This is a genomic window from Hydrogenoanaerobacterium sp. (assembly GCF_032017025.1).
In the GTDB taxonomy this organism is placed as follows: domain Bacteria; phylum Bacillota; class Clostridia; order Oscillospirales; family Ruminococcaceae; genus Hydrogenoanaerobacterium.
In genome coordinates, this window is sequence record NZ_DALZQO010000005.1 from 117,752 (window position 1) to 135,617 (window position 17,866).

At 46.7% G+C, this 17,866-nt stretch carries 15 protein-coding genes; 4 read left to right on the top strand and 11 right to left on the bottom strand.

Annotation, left to right across the window (positions count from 1 at the left end; genetic code table 11):
• The first annotated feature begins 128 nt into the window (after positions 1-128).
• A complete protein-coding gene (locus RTV33_RS05045) occupies positions 129-482 on the top strand; it encodes a carboxymuconolactone decarboxylase family protein (RefSeq protein ID WP_312642200.1) in 354 nt (117 codons plus the stop codon).
• 113 nt (positions 483-595) lie between these two features.
• On the opposite strand, the gene RTV33_RS05050 is transcribed toward RTV33_RS05045, so the two are convergent.
• From RTV33_RS05050 to deoC, 10 genes are all read right to left on the bottom strand, one after another.
• Positions 596-2,875, bottom strand: coding sequence for an EAL domain-containing protein (locus RTV33_RS05050; protein WP_312642201.1), 2,280 nt, complete (start codon positions 2,873-2,875; stop codon positions 596-598).
• A 369-nt stretch (positions 2,876-3,244) separates the two neighbouring features.
• Positions 3,245-4,567 (bottom strand): pyrimidine-nucleoside phosphorylase, encoded by a 1,323-nt coding sequence (locus tag RTV33_RS05055; protein ID WP_312642202.1) that lies wholly within the window; start codon positions 4,565-4,567, stop codon positions 3,245-3,247.
• 93 nt (positions 4,568-4,660) lie between these two features.
• Positions 4,661-5,614, bottom strand: a complete 954-nt coding sequence (locus RTV33_RS05060) for an ABC transporter permease (protein WP_312642203.1) — start codon at positions 5,612-5,614, stop codon at positions 4,661-4,663.
• Positions 5,614-6,807: an ABC transporter permease gene (locus tag RTV33_RS05065; protein WP_312642204.1), complete on the bottom strand. Its 1,194-nt coding sequence runs from the start codon at positions 6,805-6,807 to the stop codon at positions 5,614-5,616. The genes RTV33_RS05060 and RTV33_RS05065 overlap by 1 nt, the downstream gene beginning before the upstream one ends.
• Positions 6,804-8,330: an ABC transporter ATP-binding protein gene (locus RTV33_RS05070; RefSeq protein ID WP_312642205.1), complete on the bottom strand. Its 1,527-nt coding sequence runs from the start codon at positions 8,328-8,330 to the stop codon at positions 6,804-6,806. The genes RTV33_RS05065 and RTV33_RS05070 overlap by 4 nt, the downstream gene beginning before the upstream one ends.
• A 252-nt stretch (positions 8,331-8,582) precedes the next feature.
• Positions 8,583-9,731: a BMP family ABC transporter substrate-binding protein gene (locus RTV33_RS05075; RefSeq protein WP_312642206.1), complete on the bottom strand. Its 1,149-nt coding sequence runs from the start codon at positions 9,729-9,731 to the stop codon at positions 8,583-8,585.
• Between the two features lie 62 nt (positions 9,732-9,793).
• A complete protein-coding gene (gene cdd, locus RTV33_RS05080; protein ID WP_312642207.1) occupies positions 9,794-10,222 on the bottom strand; it encodes a cytidine deaminase in 429 nt (142 codons plus the stop codon).
• A 12-nt stretch (positions 10,223-10,234) separates the two neighbouring features.
• Positions 10,235-11,404, bottom strand: coding sequence for a phosphopentomutase (locus RTV33_RS05085; RefSeq protein WP_312642208.1), 1,170 nt, complete (start codon positions 11,402-11,404; stop codon positions 10,235-10,237).
• Positions 11,405-11,462: 58 nt separating this feature from the next.
• Positions 11,463-12,173, bottom strand: coding sequence for a purine-nucleoside phosphorylase (gene deoD, locus RTV33_RS05090; protein ID WP_312642209.1), 711 nt, complete (start codon positions 12,171-12,173; stop codon positions 11,463-11,465).
• Positions 12,174-12,224: 51 nt separating this feature from the next.
• Complete coding sequence (deoC, locus tag RTV33_RS05095) at positions 12,225-12,890, bottom strand: deoxyribose-phosphate aldolase (protein ID WP_312642211.1); 666 nt, start codon at positions 12,888-12,890, stop codon at positions 12,225-12,227.
• 240 nt (positions 12,891-13,130) lie between these two features.
• Here deoC and RTV33_RS05100 point away from each other — a divergent pair, with 240 nt between their 5' ends.
• Entirely contained in the window at positions 13,131-13,913 is a 783-nt protein-coding gene (locus RTV33_RS05100; RefSeq protein ID WP_312642212.1) for a DeoR/GlpR family DNA-binding transcription regulator, read from the top strand.
• A gap of 214 nt (positions 13,914-14,127) precedes the next feature.
• Here RTV33_RS05100 and spoIID read toward each other — a convergent pair whose 3' ends face one another.
• A complete protein-coding gene (gene spoIID / locus RTV33_RS05105; RefSeq protein WP_312642213.1) occupies positions 14,128-15,186 on the bottom strand; it encodes a stage II sporulation protein D in 1,059 nt (352 codons plus the stop codon).
• 277 nt (positions 15,187-15,463) lie between these two features.
• On the opposite strand from spoIID, the gene RTV33_RS05110 reads away from it, so the two are divergent.
• Positions 15,464-16,846: a citrate/2-methylcitrate synthase gene (locus RTV33_RS05110; protein ID WP_312642214.1), complete on the top strand. Its 1,383-nt coding sequence runs from the start codon at positions 15,464-15,466 to the stop codon at positions 16,844-16,846.
• Between the two features lie 89 nt (positions 16,847-16,935).
• Entirely contained in the window at positions 16,936-17,766 is an 831-nt protein-coding gene (locus RTV33_RS05115) for a hypothetical protein (protein ID WP_312642215.1), read from the top strand.
• The last annotated feature ends 100 nt before the right edge of the window (positions 17,767-17,866 follow it).

Here is a 17,866-nt window from a genome sequence, read left to right on the forward strand (position 1 = left end):
ATATACGCTTTTGGACAATAAAAAAGCAGGGCTCCCATTTCCTATCCCTTTTTAATATTTTAGCTGGTAGGTTTATCTAAATTGATTTTAACCCATAATAAGGATAAAACTAAAAAGGTGGAAGAAAGATGAACGATTATTTTGATAATCTCGATGAGATTGAAAAGAATCTAAAATATTTAGTTGCGAATCATAGCGAAATCTACCAAGCTTATGAACATTTCGGAAAGCTGGTTCACGAAAAAGGCGGCCCTTTGGATGAAAAAACCCGCTGGCTGATTAAGGTTGCTTTATCGGCAGACTGTCAAAATGAATATTCGTTAACCACTCATATTCTCAAAGCCATTCAATGTGGTTGCTCTAAGGAAGAGATTGAGCATGTCTTGCTGCTTGTCGCCCCAACCTCAGGCTTTCCAAAAATGATGAGAGGGTTGCTTATTTTAAGAAATGTTTTAGAACAAACACCCCAGAGTTCGCAATAAAAAGCGCTTGGCTCCATTAGAACTACAGGCAAAGAAATAGCAAGGCAATTGACTGATATGGTCGATTGCCTTGCTGCTTTATTCAAGGTGCAGCCTAGTACTTACTGCATTTATTAAGTTTTAGAGGAGGAACCAGGATGATCACTCCATACAAAGCACTCAAATTCATCCACAGGCACAGGCTTTGAAAACACATATCCCTGTACCATATCACAGTTAGCGCTGCGCAGGAATTCTACCTGAGATATGGTTTCAACACCTTCAGAAACAGTCTGCATATTCAGTTCTTTTGCAAGCGAAAGAATGCTTTGAATGATCTTTTTGCCGCGAGTGTTCCCCTGAGTGTTGCTTTTTTGGAATGCCCCGTCCAGCTTTATTATATCAACGGGGAATTCATTCAAGAGGTTCAGAGAGGAATAGCCGCTTCCAAAATCATCAAGAGAGCACCAGAATCCGGCCTCATGGATTCGATCGATTACATTGGTGAGGTTTTTCATATTTTCAAATAAGACTGTTTCAGTAATCTCGAATTCCAAGAGCTTTGCAGGAATATCGTACTTTTCATGTACCAATTTGTATGGTTCCAGAAACTGCGGATCGCGCAAGTGAACCCGTGAAAGGTTGATTGAAATGGGAATCGGTTCAACACCTGCATCAATCCATTTTCGAATCAGCCGGCATACTTGCTCAAACACATACAAATCAAGTTTGATAATAAACCCATTGCGTTCAAACAGGGGGATAAACTCATTCGGAGGAATCATACCCTTTTGCGGGTCGTTCCACCTTACCAGCGCTTCGGCGCCGCCCACGGTGTTTGTTTGAATATTTATTTTGGGTTGAAGGTAGATGCAGAACTCTCCGTTTTCGAGGGCCTGCTCCATACAGTTCTCCATTTCAGTTTCACGGTTCTGCTGTACGCGTATCATATCTTCATAAAAAGAATATTTTAGCAGCTGGATAGACTCTGTTTTTTTTGCAATCTTGCGTGCTATATTGGCACGATCCTGTATCGTAATAAACTCAAGATTAGGATTATCGATTGTATAAATTCCTGCTTGAACTTGAAGATAATATCTAATTTCCAACTGCTCATTGTAAGCATTTAGTTCTGTTACAATGGCGTCCAGTCGTTTTACAATTTCTTCTTGCGGCTTTGAAAAAATTAAAATGTTAAATACATCGGCTGAAATTCGAGCGATCATTTCGCCTTCAGACAGGTGCCTATAAACAATATCATGCAAATACTTTAAGGTTTTATTTCCTGCTTCGCAGCCCCCTCGATCATTGATTATCTTAAATTTATAGATGTCAAGGGATAACAAGGCATAGGTACCGGCAGGAGCATTTTTAATCTTGCTGATGGCCTCTGTTTCAAACTTTATACAGGTGTAGCCCTTGGTAATTGGGTCGACAAAGGCCGCATGTTCCAGCTGCTCGCGGTTTTTACGGCTGTTCCAAACAATCATAGCAATCAGAATCAAGAATAAAATCATGATACTGATGCTGATCCATACCCCAAAACGCAGAATAGTCACCGTATTGTGCTGTGTATATGAGGTAGGAACCACCGAAAGCAAGTACCAATCCTCCACATTCAGCGGTGTATAAAACATCACCTTATGCACATCATCTTTTAATCGAAAATACATAATTCCGTCTTTCCCTTTACGCATATCCTGCTGCATCTTCTCAGCGGAACGATCAGAATCATACTTACCCCCATCTGCCATCATTTCAAAAAAGTTAGTAAAATTTGAGGGCAAGCTTCTATTTTGAGATATGATAATCCCATCGCCGTTATGATTTACAATATAGGAAACGCCTTCTCCGTCAAACCTTTGTACGGCAAGCCTTTCCCCCACATTCTGAGGAGGGCTACTGGCCACAAGTGCTCCAGTCAGTTTGCCGTCCTTTTTTACAGGAACGGCGTATACAATAACCTCGGTTCCATCAATGTTCGATTTTGGAATATGTGCCACAACCTGTTTTTCGCCGCCGAATATTCGCACAAAAACAGGCCCTCCGCTTACATCAACTTGTCTGCCATCCGTTGTATAGCACAGTCCGTTTCGATCAATATAGCTGAGCCTGGCAGAGCCTTGACTTTCGCTTGTTTCTTGTAAATAGGATACAATCTGCGCAGGGTCATCTAACATCGCACAGGTGGTGGCAGCAAGTTCGAGGTTGCGTAGCGAATGGTTGATTCTATCGGCAACTGTAACGGATATAAGCTCGGAGATATCAGAAAGTGAGCGCTCGGTTTCTAGTTTTAAAATTGTTCGGGACAGGTTAAGGTATAATGTCAGCATCACAAACAAAATAAATACAACACCTAAGATGCTTGCAAAAATCATATAATTGTCTCTTTTTCGTTGCTCTGTTTTATTCATTTTGTTTCCTCCATCCTTAGTCCAAAGACTGTCTCCCCGTTGCGCTTTTTTATAAGACTATAATAAAAAACATTTCTGTAAAATGATGGTTAGTAATAGAATACCCCATAAACTTTTATAAAACAATAAAATTTTTCGCTGTTTATAGAAATATTTGTAAATTTACGTTGTATTTAGGAGACAAGGCGACAGCTTTCTTTATTTTTAGGTAAGCTATCCTAGTATATGTTTCAGAACAACGCTTTAAAGAGTTTACAGCACAAACTTACCAAGTGAAGGCCAAATGAATAAAGCCTCTCCCAAATCATGATCGGGAGAGGCTTTATAAGTTTTAGATAAGTACTGGTTGGTGTATACTGCTTCTATTCGTTAAAATTTTTCCACACAATCCATAGTTACACGGGCGTAGACCAATTTTTCTTCAGCAGGTTTGCTACCCGATAGGGTGATGGCATCAAGCAGCATGCGCTCCGCCTCGGCAATTGAGTCATTCTTTGAGGTAAACAGCTCTGCGAGCACATCACCTGCTTTTACCTCATCTCCAACCTTTTTTACAAGCAAAATACCCGCACTGTAGTCAATGGGGTCACCCTTGCTTGCTCTGCCTGCCCCCAATACTACCGAAGCAATACCGCAGCGCTCGGTATCCATGTGTGAGATATAACCGTCGGCAGGGGAAAGAACCTTATGTGTAAGCGGTGCTTTGGCAAACTTTTCGGTATCTTCCAATACAGATACATCACCGCCTTGCGCTGCCGCCATTGCTTTGAGCTTTTCCAGTGCACGTCCGCTTGCTATGGCGTCCTCTGCAAGTGCACGGCATGCGGCAAGCTCGCCTTTCTCTGCAAGGTACAGCATGTTGCTTGCCAGCTGCAAACAAACCTCGGTAAAATCTGCTGGGCCATGCCCTTGCAGCGTCTGCACCGCCTCAATTACCTCAAGTGAGTTGCCGATAGCATGCCCCAGCGGAATATCCATATCGGTGATGAGTGCAACCGTTCTGCGCCCCATGTGCTCACCAATCGAGACCATCGCCTGTGCAAGCGCGATCGAATCATCCAATGTCTTCATAAACGCGCCGCTGCCCGTCTTTACATCCAGCAGAATGGCATTGCTGCCTGCAGCCAGCTTCTTGCTCATAATGGAGGATGCAATTAGCGAAATGTTATCTACTGTAGCGGTCACATCGCGCAGGGCATACAGCTTTTTATCGGCAGGGGCGATGTTGCCGGTCTGCCCGATGATAGAAAGACCAGTATCACGCACGATATCAAAGAAACGCTCCTTTTCAATCGAGGTTTCAAAGCCGGGAATCGCCTCGAGCTTATCGATGGTGCCGCCGGTGTGCCCCAGTCCGCGCCCCGACATTTTTGCTACAGGTACACCGCATGCGGCCACAATCGGCCCGATCACCAGCGAGGTTTTGTCACCTACGCCGCCGGTGCTGTGTTTATCCACCTTAATTCCGGGGATAGGGGAGAGATCAATCATGTCGCCCGAATGTGCCATACAGTCGGTGAGGTAAGCGGTTTCGTGCGCGTTCATGCCCTTAAAATAGATTGCCATCAGCAGGGCAGAAACTTGATAATCAGGGATGCTGCCGCCCGTGAAGCCATCCACCACAAACTTGATTTGTTCATCGGTGAGAACCTCACCGTTTCGTTTGTCCATAATAATGTCGTACATACGCATGATAAAAAACCTCCCTGCAAATAATTCATTTCAATCAAAAAGGCACGGCGAGCCGTGCCTTTTCTATCTTGTTGCCAAACGAGGCAGAGTTGGCTATCTGCTGCCTTTGTCGTACGGAATACCCGATGCCTTGGGCGCCATAGAGTTTTTGGATGTAAACGCGAGAACAATCAGTGTTGCAATGTAAGGGATCATCTTATAAATATCGTTGGGGATACCAAGCGATGCCAGGAAGGGAATACCGGAGTATGCCGATGCAATTGTTTTCATCAAACCAAAGAAGAACGCCGCCATCAAAATACGCGAGGGCTTCCACTGGCCGAAGATAAGTACAGCAAGGGCAAGGAAGCCGTAGCCGGAAACAGTCGCGTTAAAGTTGGTGGAGGTGGGAATAACAAACACCAAGCCGCCTATACCTGCCAGCGCACCCGAAATCATAACGCCGATGTAGCGCATTTTGTAAACGTTGATACCGACGGAATCAGCCGCCTGAGGGTGCTCGCCACAAGAACGAAGGCGAAGGCCAAATTTGGTTTTGTAAAGAACCATCCACGAAACAATTAGTATTGCAAAACCAATGTAGGTGGTGATGTAGGTATTTTTAAAGAATAGGTCACCGATGACAGGGATATTGCCCAATACAGGTACGCTATCAATGCGGAACTGATTGACAAACGGAATCTGCTGCACGGTGCGGATCATACGTGCCACGTAAATTGCGAATGCGGGAGCAAACATGTTAATCGCGGTACCGCTGATAACCTGATCTGCCTTCATATTAATTGCCGCGTAGGCATGTGCCAGTGAAACAATGATGCCGGTGAGGGCCGCAATTACAATAGCAATGAGCAGTATGGGCTGGCCGGGCAGCTTCGCCTGGAACATGTTGATAAACATGATGCTGCTGAACGCGCCCATAATCATAATACCTTCCAGTGCAATATTGACTACACCGCTGCGCTCCGAGTACATTCCGCCGAGTGCTACAATAAGCAGGGGAATCGAGAAGAACATGGTCTGCTGAACTAAAAAGTATAAGGTTTGCATTATTCCTCTCCTCCTTTCTCGGTTGTGGTGTTAAGGTCGGGCTCTGCGTTTGCGTTTGCTGCGTGGTCATCTCTCTTTTTGTTGTAGGACTGAATAAAGCCCTTCAGCAAAAACGCAAATGCACTGAAGTAGATGATAACAGAAATAATAATTTCAATGACCTGTGGAACAAAATCGTAAAGCTGCATGTTAAAGCCGCCAACGTTGAGGTAAGCGACGAAGATACCGGAGAAGATGATGCCGATGGGGTTGTTAAGACCGAGTAATGCAACGGGAATACCGTTAAAGCCTTCCGCGGCCAAAGTATCCAGCACTTCAATGCCTTTGCCGGAGCCTGCGAGATAAAGCAGTGCACCGCCCAAAGCCGCCAAAGCACCCGCAATCATCATCGAATACATAATATTGCGCTTCTCGTTGATACCGGCGTATTTACACGCATCACGGTTAAAGCCGCATGCCTTCAGTTCGAAGCCAAACTTTGTTTTGTTTAAAATAATATAGATCACGATGCCGGCGATGATTGCAACGAAAATACCCGCATTCACGCTGGAGGAGCTGTTACCTGTCTTGAAAAGCTGATTCAAGCCCATCTTTGGCATGATGGCGGTGGCAGCAACGGGTTTGGATTGATTTTTAAGAGAGTCAAATATCGTTTTGGTAACCAAAAAGTTTACGGTGTACATACCGACGTAGTTCATCATGATACAGGAGATAACGACGTTTACGTTGCACATCGCATTGAGAATACCCGGAATCAGCCCCCAAATTGCACCGGCAAGCATTGCCACAATCAGTGCTACAATCCAGTGAGATGCTCCGGGGAGAAAGGTCCATTTTACGCCTACATATACCGCGGCATAAGCACCTATAATAAACTGGCCGGATGCACCAATGTTAAATAGGCCGGTTCTGTTGGCAAAACCAACCGAAAGACCTGTCATAATAATGGGGGTTGCAAAGTAGAAAACCTGTCCTAGGTTTTTCATATCCACAAAGCCGCCCATTAAAATCGCTTTAAAACCGCCCAGTGCCTGTGACGGGTTACTGACAAGCAAAACGATAAAACCAACCAATAAGCCAACTACAATTGCCATCAGCGAAGATGCAAAACTCGAAAAGCCGTCGCTTTTTAAAATTTGTTTGTCCCAGCGTCTGTTTACGCTTGGCATGATGTTCTTTTCTTTGTTACTCATTTGTCTGCACCTCTTTTCGAGCCGGCCATGTACAGTCCAAGCTCCTGCACTGTAACCGCCTTAGGATCAAGATCTGCGACAATCTCGCCCTCATAGATGACAAGAATGCGGTCGCTGACGTCCATAACCTCGTCCAGTTCCAGCGACACAAGCAAAATGCCCTTGCCCTCGTCGCGCTCTGCAACCAGCTTTTTATGAATGTATTCGATTGCACCGACGTCGAGCCCACGGGTGGGCTGTACGGCGATGAGCAGCTCGGGGTCGCGGTCGATTTCACGTGCAACAATTGCTTTTTGCTGGTTACCGCCCGACATGCTGCGGGTGACGGTGCGGGCACCCTGCCCGCTTCGAATGTCGAACTTGCCAATGAGGTCGTCGGCATATTTGTAAATCTCATCGTATTTCAGAAAGCCATGGCTTTGAAAACGCGGGGTAAAATAACTTTGCAGTACCAAGTTATAGGCGAGATTGTAATCCAGTACCAGGCCGTGCTTGTGGCGGTCCTCAGGAATGTGCCCAATGCCGCCCAAGTTACGCTCGCGTATGGTGGCTTGGGTGATGTCTTTGCCTTTGAGCCCAATCGTGCCGGAATCGGGATGAATCAGCCCGGTCAGTGCGTATACCAGCTCACTTTGTCCGTTTCCGTCAATGCCCGCAATACACACAATTTCGCCTGCACGTACCGTGAGAGAAATGTCATTGACTACCATCTTGCCGGTCGCCTTATTTTTTACATTTAAATTTTCAACCTTAAAGATGATCTCTCCGGGCTGCGCATTGTTCTTTTCAACCTCTAGGTTTACTTTACGCCCTACCATCATCTCCGACATCTGCTCTTTGCTGGTGTCTGCAACCTCTACCGTACCGATGTATTTGCCCTTGCGCAATACGGTACAGCGGTTTGCAACCGCCTTAATCTCGTTGAGCTTATGGGTGATAAACAGAATAGATTTGCCCTCATCGGCAAGCCCTTTCATAATCTTCATCAGTTCATCAATCTCCTGCGGGGTAAGCACGGCAGTGGGCTCATCAAAAATCAAAATCTCATTTTCACGGTACAGCATCTTCAAAATCTCAACACGCTGCTGCATGCCCACGGTAATGTCCGAAATCAGCGCATCCGGGTCAACCTTCAGCCCGTATTGGTCAGACAAAGCCATTACCCTTTCGCGCGCTTTATCCATCTTCAAAAAGCCGCCTTTGGTAGTTTCAACACCTAAAATAATGTTTTCGAGTACCGTAAAGTTATGTACCAGCTTAAAATGCTGGTGCACCATACCAATTCCAAGCTTGTTGGCATCGTTGGGATTTTGAATTTTAACCTCCTGCCCGTTTTTCTTGATGATGCCCTTTTCCGGCTGATACATACCAAACAAAACGCTCATCAGCGTAGACTTTCCCGCGCCGTTTTCGCCAAGCAATGCGTGAACCTCGCCCTTTCTCAGTTGGAGAGTCACATCATCGTTGGCGATTATGCCGGGAAACTCTTTGGTAATGTTCACCATTTCAATAATATAATCCATACTTGTCACCCCTGCTGTTTTCACTTATTTTTACCTTATTTTAAATTAAGCGGTTTCCGTGGTGTTTTGCTTTTTTGAAAAACTACGGCGCGGCCGGCAGCCGCTGCCTTTCAAAAAAGTAAAAAGAAATGGGAAGGGGCTCAGCGCCCACTTGTGCGGAGTCCCTTCCCATAGAATGCTAAAATACTGAATGTTTACACATTATGCCCTAACGGGTGAACAGCCGGCACGCAATATGCGGCGGATGTTTCGTTATTCTACAACAGTAGTTTTAACAGCAGTAGTTTTGATATCGGTAACTTTTACTTCTTTGCCTGCCTCGTCGGTATCTTTTACAATAGCGATTTCGTTGGCAGCCAATTTTTTGTACAGTGCGTCGTAATCAGCCTGTGTAAACTTCTCGAATTTCGAGTTTTCCATCGGCAGAGAGATGCCGTTGTTGGCAGCGCTGAATACAAGGCCCTCGCCGCCGGGGAAAGAACCGTCGTAGTAAGCCTTAATCATATCGTAAACAGATACGCCCAGGCCCTTCATAGCGGAGGTAATAACGGTTGGAGACTCTGCGGATTGGTCAACGTCAACACCAATTACCTTGCCATTTGCCTGTTCAGCAGCAGCCATTGCGGAGTTACCAACTGCACCGCCGCAAGCAAAGATGACCTCTGTGCCTGCCTGGTACCAGGAAGCAGCCAGTGTTTGAGCCTCGGGGGTAGCATCGAAGCCGCCGGTGTAGTGGTAGTTTACACTAACAGAGCCGTCAGCGAGGCCGAGCTCTTTTGCAGCAGCATCTGCGCCCTGAACAAAGCCGTAGCCGTAACGAACAACAGCGGGAACAGCCATGCCGCCCAGGAAGCCGAGCTTGGTCATACCGTCTTTCACAGCAGCATAGCCGGCAAGGTAACCAACCTGCTCCTCAGCGTAGACGATACCAACGGTGTTTTTCTCGGTGCGGAACTCAGAGTAATCGGCATTATGAGGATTACCGTCGATGAGAATGAACTTAACATCGGGGTAGGTATCCTGTGCAATAAAGATGGGCTCTTCAAACAGGAAGCCGGGGGTGACAATTACTTTAGCGCCGCCTTTAACAGCCAGCTCGATAGAGGACAGGTAAGCATCTGTGCTCTTCTCGGAGGGTTTGTAGTATTTATGAGTGATGTTTTTCTCCTCAGCATACTTTTTCAGACCCTCCCAGGAGCCCTGGTTAAAGGATTTGTCATCAATTGTTCCGATATCAGTGATAAGGGCAAGTTCAAATTTACCGTCTCCGCCAGCGGATTCTGCGGGAGCAGACTCGGAAGGAGCAGCAGATTCAGATGGCGTGGATGTCTGGGGGGCACCACAGGCTACCATGGAAACTGCGAGGACTACTGCCAGAATAATTGCCAGTATTCTTTTCATACTTTTTCCTCCTAAAATCGTTTCTTTTTAAAATTTTATTAAAAAGCCATAGGGCTTAATAATTATGCCTGCTGGTTTAAATCGTTGGGGCCAAAGCCGTTGGGCAAAAGCTCACGCAACGTGTAGGAGGTATATTCATCCTCACTTTTTGCGGTAAGAATGCGAAACTCCTTTGGGTCGCAAAACTCCATCATCACCTGGCGACAAACCCCGCATGGGTAGGCGTAGCCAAACTCTTCGGGCTTTGCATCGCAGTGTGCGCCTACAACAGCAATTGCCGTAAACTCGTGCACACCCTCAGAAATTGCTTTAAAAAACGCGGTGCGTTCTGCGCAGTTGGTGGGAGAGTAGGAGGAACTTTCAATATTGCAGCCGCGGTAGATCTTGCCGTTTTTCGCAAGCAAGGCCGCGCCCACCATAAAGCCGGAGTAGGGTGAGTAAGACATTTTTCGCGCCTCGAGTGCTTCCCGAATCAAAGCCTTGTCATCCATGCCAACCCCTCCTTATTTGGTAATAAGCGAAACCAGTGACTGTCCGTCAGTGCCTGCCGCAACGCCCAGCAAATCAGCAGCTGTTACACCAATGTCTGCAAAGGTGCTGCGTGTGCCGAGGTCAACCCCGCCCTGAATTCCTTTGCCGTAAATCAGCAGCGGAGTATGCTCGCGAGAATGATCGGTGCTGGGGGTTGCAGGGTCGCAGCCATGGTCGGCGGTGATCATCAGAACATCGTCGTCATGCAGCAGTGGCAGCAACTCGCCCAACTGTACATCAAATTGGTTCAGCGCCTCAGTGTAGCCCTCTACGTTGTTGCGGTGACCATACATCATATCAAAATCAACAAGGTTTACAAAGCACAGGCCATGAAAATCCTCTTTTGCATGTGCCAGTGTTTTGGCCATACCGTCGTCGTTGCTGGTGGTACGCTGTGTAGAGGAAATACCCTTGCCAGCAAAAATATCGTAGATTTTTCCAACGCCGAAGGTTGCAAGGCCTGCCTCCTCAAGGCTGTCGAGGAAGGTGTGTGCAGGCGGCGCCAAAGAGAAATCATGGCGGTTGGAGGTGCGTTTATAGTCGGGGTAGGTGCCTGTAAACGGGCGAGCAATAATTCTGCCCACACCGTGCTCACCAACCAGCATATCACGTGCGATCTCACAATATTCGTATAGCTTTTCTACAGGGACGACATCCTCATGCGCCGCAATCTGGAATACGCTGTCTGCCGAGGTATATACGATCAAATCTCCGGTACGCACATGCTCTTCGCCGTAGTCGAGCAGCACCTGGGTGCCGGAATAAGGCTTATTGCACAGTGATTTACGTCCGGTTTTATGCTCGAATTCGTCAATAACTTCCTTCGGGAAGCCGTTGGGATAGGTGGGCAGGGGCTTGGGCGAAATAATGCCCGCAATCTCCCAATGCCCGATGGTGGTATCTTTACCTGCAGAGGCCTCGCGCATTCTCGCAAAAGCGCCGAGCGGAGCAGCAACTTTTTCGCCGCAGCCAATGCCTTCAATGTTATAAAGCCCCAGCTTTTGCAGGTTGGGTAGATGCAGCTTGCCGCTGTCGTAACAGGCCTTTAAGGTGTGGCTGCCTTCATCACCATAGTGTGCGGAATCCGGCATTTCACCAATTCCCACGCTGTCTAATACAATTATAAAAACTCTTTTTGCCATAATAATACATTCCTTTCGAGAGACTTGCCGCTTTACTATTATAAATATAAATCAGTCTCTACGCAAGGTCTAATGCAACTTTCATCATGCTGGTAAAGGAATTTTGACGTTCCTCGGCGGTGGTGGCAAGGCCTTTAAACGGGCAGTCGGAAATAGTGAGGATGCACAGTGCATTCTTGCCGGCTCTTGCTGCATTCATATAGAGTGCAGCGGCCTCCATTTCAACAGCAAGCACACCCATCTTCTTCCAACGAAGCAGGCAGTCTTCCTGATCGTCGTAAAAAGTGTCGCTCGAGAGAATATTGCCAACTTTATAATTTACACCATATTTTTCGGAATTTTCAATTGCTTTTTTTAGCAGATCATAGCTTGCGATGGGTGCAAAGGTGCCGGGCAGCTGATATTGAGCCGCGTAATTGGAGTTGGTGCATGCGCCCATACCAATGGCGAGGTCGCCGATATTCAAATCATCGCTGATTGCGCCCGCCGAACCGATGCGAATAATATTTTCAACACCATAAAAGTTGAAAAGCTCGTAGGAATAAATGCCGATGGAGGGCATACCCATGCCGCTGCCTTGAACAGAAATGCGTTTGCCGTTGTATTCACCGGTAAAACCGTACATACCACGTACATTGTTATATTTTACCACATTTGTCAAGAAGGTGTCAGCAACTACCTTTGCACGCAACGGATCCCCGGGCATTAATACGGTAGGGGCAATGTCACCCATTTTTGCTTCAATGTGCGGGGTTGGAATTTTAGCCATGTTTTTGTCCTCCGTTATTTTATTTTAATAGAAGCTTTTTAAAGCCTTCGCTTAATACGAGCCGGCCTTACCCTTATTCAAAATTGAAATTGCAGAACTGGTGCCAATGCGCTCGCAGCCTGCGTTTAAAAACATTTCAAGGTCAGCTTTACTCTTTACACCGCCGGCAGCCTTAATCTTTACATCTTTGCCGATATGCTGTTTGAACAGCAGCACGTCTGCTTCGGTTGCACCTGCAGTGCCAAACCCAGTGGAGGTTTTGATGTAGTCTGCTCCGCCATCGGTAACACATTTGCACAGGGCAATCTTCTCGTCCTCGGTGAGGTAGCAGGTTTCAATAATAACCTTGAGTATTTTACTGCCCGCCGCCTTTTTTAGTGCGGAAATCTCGGCGGTTACCTTGTCAAAGTCGCCATTTTTTACATCGCCAAGGTTTACAACCATGTCAACCTCACCTGCACCGTCAGAAATTGCCTGTTTTACCTCGGCCACCTTGATTTCGGTGGTATTATAGCCTAAAGGGAAGCCGATTACAGTACAGATATTGATTTTATCGCCATAGGTATTATGAATACGTGCGATATAAGATGGGGGAACGCAAACAGAAGCGGTTTGGTACTGTATTGCCTCATCGCAAAGCTTCTGAATTTCGCCCCAGGTAGAAACCGCCTTCAAAAGCGTGTGATCAATGTGGCCGTAAATCTGATTGTTTTCCATGTTAAAGTCCTCCATCAAAATAAGAAATTAGTATGACTAAAGTTAAGTTTAATTGCATGCTATCACATTTGCAAAAGAGTGTCAACCAAAAAATGTTAATATTTTAACTTTTTAACAGATTAAATAGTAACAAACTTTGTAATATTTTCATTTTAACATTAATTTTTTAAGACTATTTACATTTTAACAAAATTGTGTTAGACTTATCACAAAATTTATCATTTGGAAGGCGGTGTGGAGATGAATAAAAAAACGGAGCGCATCAATCAGCTGATTGAGATACTAAAAGTGCGCAGTTTTGTATCCATTAAAGAGCTTGCTTTGATGCTGGGCGTGTCCGAAATGACCATCCGCCGCGATCTGAAAATACTCGAGCAAAACCGTATTGCTGAGAATGTTTACGGTACGTCCGTTTACAACCCGGCACATACCGTCAGCAAAAACGACAATGAGTACAACCTGTTCAGCGAGGTTGAAAAGCAAAACATCCAGAAGGATAGCATTGGCAGGTTTGCCGCCTCTTTGGTGGAACAGGGCGATATTATTATTGTAGATACCGGCACCACCACAGAGCGCATTGTGCCGTATTTGCCCACCAACAGCGACATTACGGTGCTGTGCTACAACATCAACATTTTAATGGAGCTGCGCCGTAACCCCGGTGTAAAAATGATGTTTGCCGGCGGGCATTATCATTCCAACACACAGATGTTTGAATGCGCCGAGGGCATCGATTTTATACGCGGGCTGCGTGCGCAAAAAGTGTTTGTATCGGCAGCCGGTGTTCACGCCGGGCTGGGGGTCACCTGCATTGAAAATTACGAGGTGCCAACCAAACGAGCCATTCTGAAATCCTCCCTTGAAAGAATTTTGGTGGCGGATTCGAGCAAATTTGATGTGGTGCGCCCCGCATATTTCTGCGATCTTTCGGAGATTAACACAATTATTACCGACAGCGGGCTCTCAGAGGAATGGAAGCAGCGGATTACCGATATGGGTATTGTGCTGCATCTGTGTGACTAAGTGCAGCAGAAGCCTGCACACGCATTTTTAAGCGATACAGGGTGATGAAATTCACGTTGTATCGCTTTTTGTTTGAAAGGCACCGTAAACCGCTGATGAAAATTGTTTTGTAATCATCATTACCTAAAATAATGCATTTAAAACATTCGGCTGCCCATATGATTCATTGAGGTGGTGCGAATGTTTGCTAGCGGTCGCAACAGCGCCCGCTTTTTTATGCTACCATTTTCAACTCGCAGCCGGTGTAGTAATGGTTTAAAATTTCATCAAAGGTAGAGCCCTGCCGCGCCATATAGTCCGCCCCGTATTGGCTTAGCCCCACGCCATGCCCATAGCCGCGTATAGTAAAGGTGAAGGTGTTGCCGTTTGATGCAAGGTCAAAATCAGCGGAGCGCAGGCCAAAAACACGCCGGATATCTTTACCGGCAAGCTGCTTGTTTCCTGCCATAACGCTGAGCACATACCCCGATTCCGAGCGGCTTACAACCCGGAGCCAAGTGTTTTTATCCTTGCCAAGCTGAATACCGCTGTCTTCCGCCAGCAGCTTCTCCTGCACCTCCTGCGCGGTAAACTCCGCAGTGCTTTCGTAATTGGGGGCAAGGGTATCTCCAAAACTTTCTACCGGTACGAGATAGGGTGCGCTGCCCTGCCACACATTACCGGCATATTCGGTTTGGCCGGTGCTGATGGCATGATACGCCGCCACAATCGGTTCATCCTCGTACGCCATCACATAAGAGCTGCCCAAATCTGCCGCTTTACAAATCTTGTCCCAGTAAATATCAAATTTATCGCCAAAACGCTCCTTCGCCTGCGCCTCGGTAACATAGCCCTCCCAGTTGTCGGGGTCGGCCGAGAAATCTGCGCCCTTCAGTCCAGGGTCAGCATTTTTTTTCTGCTCAATTTGGCAGCGAACTGCATAGGTATTTGCTGCTACCGCCTGCGCTGCGAGCGACTGCGTGTGAAAGCTGGGCGGCATTTCGGCACACACGGCGCCGCGCACATAATCAATGCGTTTTACTTTTTGTACCTTGCCGGTTGAGCGGTTGAGAATGCGGAATGTATCGGCTGCCTCAATTGTTTGCAGCTCAGGTGTATCCTGCTGTGGAACTTTATTGACCTCAGCCTGTGAAACCGCCTGTGCGGGCTGCTGTGAAGCCTGAACCGTACTCTGAGCAGGAGCGGGCACAGGCAGCGAAGAGCCCACTGCTACGAGCGGCAAGCAGAGCGTCAGTACAGCGAAGACAGAAAAAAGCATGAGAGGAATCTTCATCTTAAACAACCTTTCTGTTGAAAAATGTACTTGTGTTTTGCAAACGATAAAACAGAAACTTTCATATTTTTTAAACAAACTACCTAAATCCAAGAAATAAATGCTCTAAATTTTGCTAATATGAATTATAACTTTGCGAAACTTTCAAATCTTAACATGATTTTGCTTGACTTCTCGGTTTGTCTGGGCTATAGTAGTAATAATATTTTTGCACAGTTGATCTAGGTATGACCTCGGTGGCTGTATTTCTAATTCTAAGAAAAATGGGGGAGCAATCATGACATTTAGTTCTGCCAAGTACGGTGTCGCACCCGAAGACGAGCGTGCTGACATTAAAATACTATGCGACGAGTATCGTAAGTATAACCATATCGATCCCTCTGCTTTCGAGCGGTATGGGGTAAAACGTGGCTTGCGTAACGCCGATGGAACCGGTGTTATGGCGGGTATTACTAATATTTGTAACGTACATGGCTATGTTATGGATGAAGGTGAAAAAGCACCGATTGACGGTGAGCTGATTTACCGCGGCATCAACGTGGAAAAACTGATTGATGGCTGTGAAAAAGAGGATCGCTACGGGTTTGAAGAAGCGGTTTGGCTGTTGCTGTTTGGCAATTTGCCCACAAAAACGCAGCTTACCGATTTCACCACGCTGCTTGCTCAAATGCGTGAGCTGCCCGACACCTTTACCGAGGATATGATTTTAAAAGCCCCTTCGCCGGACATTATGAATAAGCTTGCACGCTCTGTGCTGGCCCTGTATTCGTACGATGAAGACCCCGATGATTGCTCGCTTGAGAATGTCATTCGCCAGTCGGTAGAGCTTGTGGCGAGAATGCCCACCATTATGGTAAGTGCTTATCAGGTAAAACGCCGCTTTTACGACCATAAGAGCATGTATTTCCACCCGCCCAAGGCAAACCACTCCATTGCGCAGACGATTCTGTATACCATGCGCTCCGATAAAACCTTTACCGAAGAAGAGGCAAAGCTATTGGATAAATGCATGATTTTGCATGCAGAGCACGGCGGCGGCAACAACTCCACCTTTGCAACCCGCGTGCTCACTTCGTCCGGTACCGATACCTATTCCGCCATCGCTGCGGGTATCGGCTCGCTTAAGGGGCCGCTGCATGGCGGCGCGAATGCCAAGGTTATGCAGATGATGGAGAGCATCAAAGAGAATGTGAAAGACTGGAAAAACGACGACGAGCTTGCGGCATTCCTCACCAAGCTGGTACGCAAAGAGGCGGGCGATCTTTCGGGTAAAATTTATGGAATGGGCCATGCCGTTTACACCAAGAGCGACCCAAGAGCAACGATTCTCAAGGCAAATGCACTTAAGCTTGCCGAAAACACCGAGTTTATCGACGAGTTTAAGCTGATTGAAAGTGTTGAACGCCTTGCGCCTCAGGTGCTTTCGGCTGTAAAGGGTGAAAAGAAGATTATCTGTGCCAATGTGGACCTTTACTCCGGCATGGTTTACAAGATGCTGCGCATTCCGCCGGAGCTATTCACCCCGCTGTTTGCCAGTTCGCGCATTGGCGGCTGGTGCGCGCACCGCGTTGAAGAGCTTATCACCGGCGGCAGAATTATTCGTCCGGCTTATAAAGCGGTTTCGAAAGATCGTGAGTATATTCCTCTGGAAGAAAGATAAGCCTATACTTGCAATTTAAACTGAATATCGTTACTATAAAGGAGTACACATTTTATATGTACTCCTTTATTTTGTTTGGGAGGGCTAGGATGAACCATTCTACAAAAAAGGGAGCAAAGGCAGCTTACCTTACCTTTATACTGGGTGCGGTGCTGCTGGTATGCTTTCGTATGGTCCTAAAATTAGATTTTATTGACCCGCAAACGGGCTTTTATAGTACACACAGTATATTGGATTCCGCTTTTCATTTGATCTTTGCAGGCTTCTTACTGGCTTTACTGATCTTTTCTTATTCTGGCCATCAAAAATTTTCACAAGAACCGCTCCCTTCTATGAAACCGGCGAGCGCTACGGCTACCATATTGGGCATGGCAATCGAGTTTAAAGCGCTGACCGACAGCTACAAACTATTTACGCAGCTGACGGGTGGTGAACCGTTTAAAACAATGGATTTGCTGCTGACGATGGTCACACTGCTCATTTCGGTGGTTACGGGTGTGGTGATGATTGTACTGGCAGTAAACATGGGTTCTGATTCATTGAAAGGATACTCCGTTTCTGCTGTTTTAGTGGTGACGGTGCTGTACCAGTGCTTGATGCTGATTGAACGATTTACCTCGCGCACTTCACCCGTCACAATTTCCGACGATATGCTTGAGGTGCTGATGCTGGTATTTGCGATTTTGTTTATGATGGCGCAGGCACGGATTATTACAAGAATAAACCTCAACAAGGGTTACCGTCTGCTGGAGTTTTCCGGCTATGCCTGTGCCCTCACCGCACTGGTTTTGCTCATCCCCGAGCTGTTTGGCATATTGATTGGCAGGCTGACATTTGAGGCAGGGCGAACCCCAGAGTTTGTCTACGATATAGCGCTTATGATGTACTGCGCGGTATTTACAAGGCGGGCAACGCGCTGATATGGGATTGTAAAAGGAGGGTGCATGAAGCACCCTCCTTTTTCGGCTCTGCTTTAGCAGGTGCGTTAGGCGTCTTGCCGCCTAATGCACAAATAGCCGC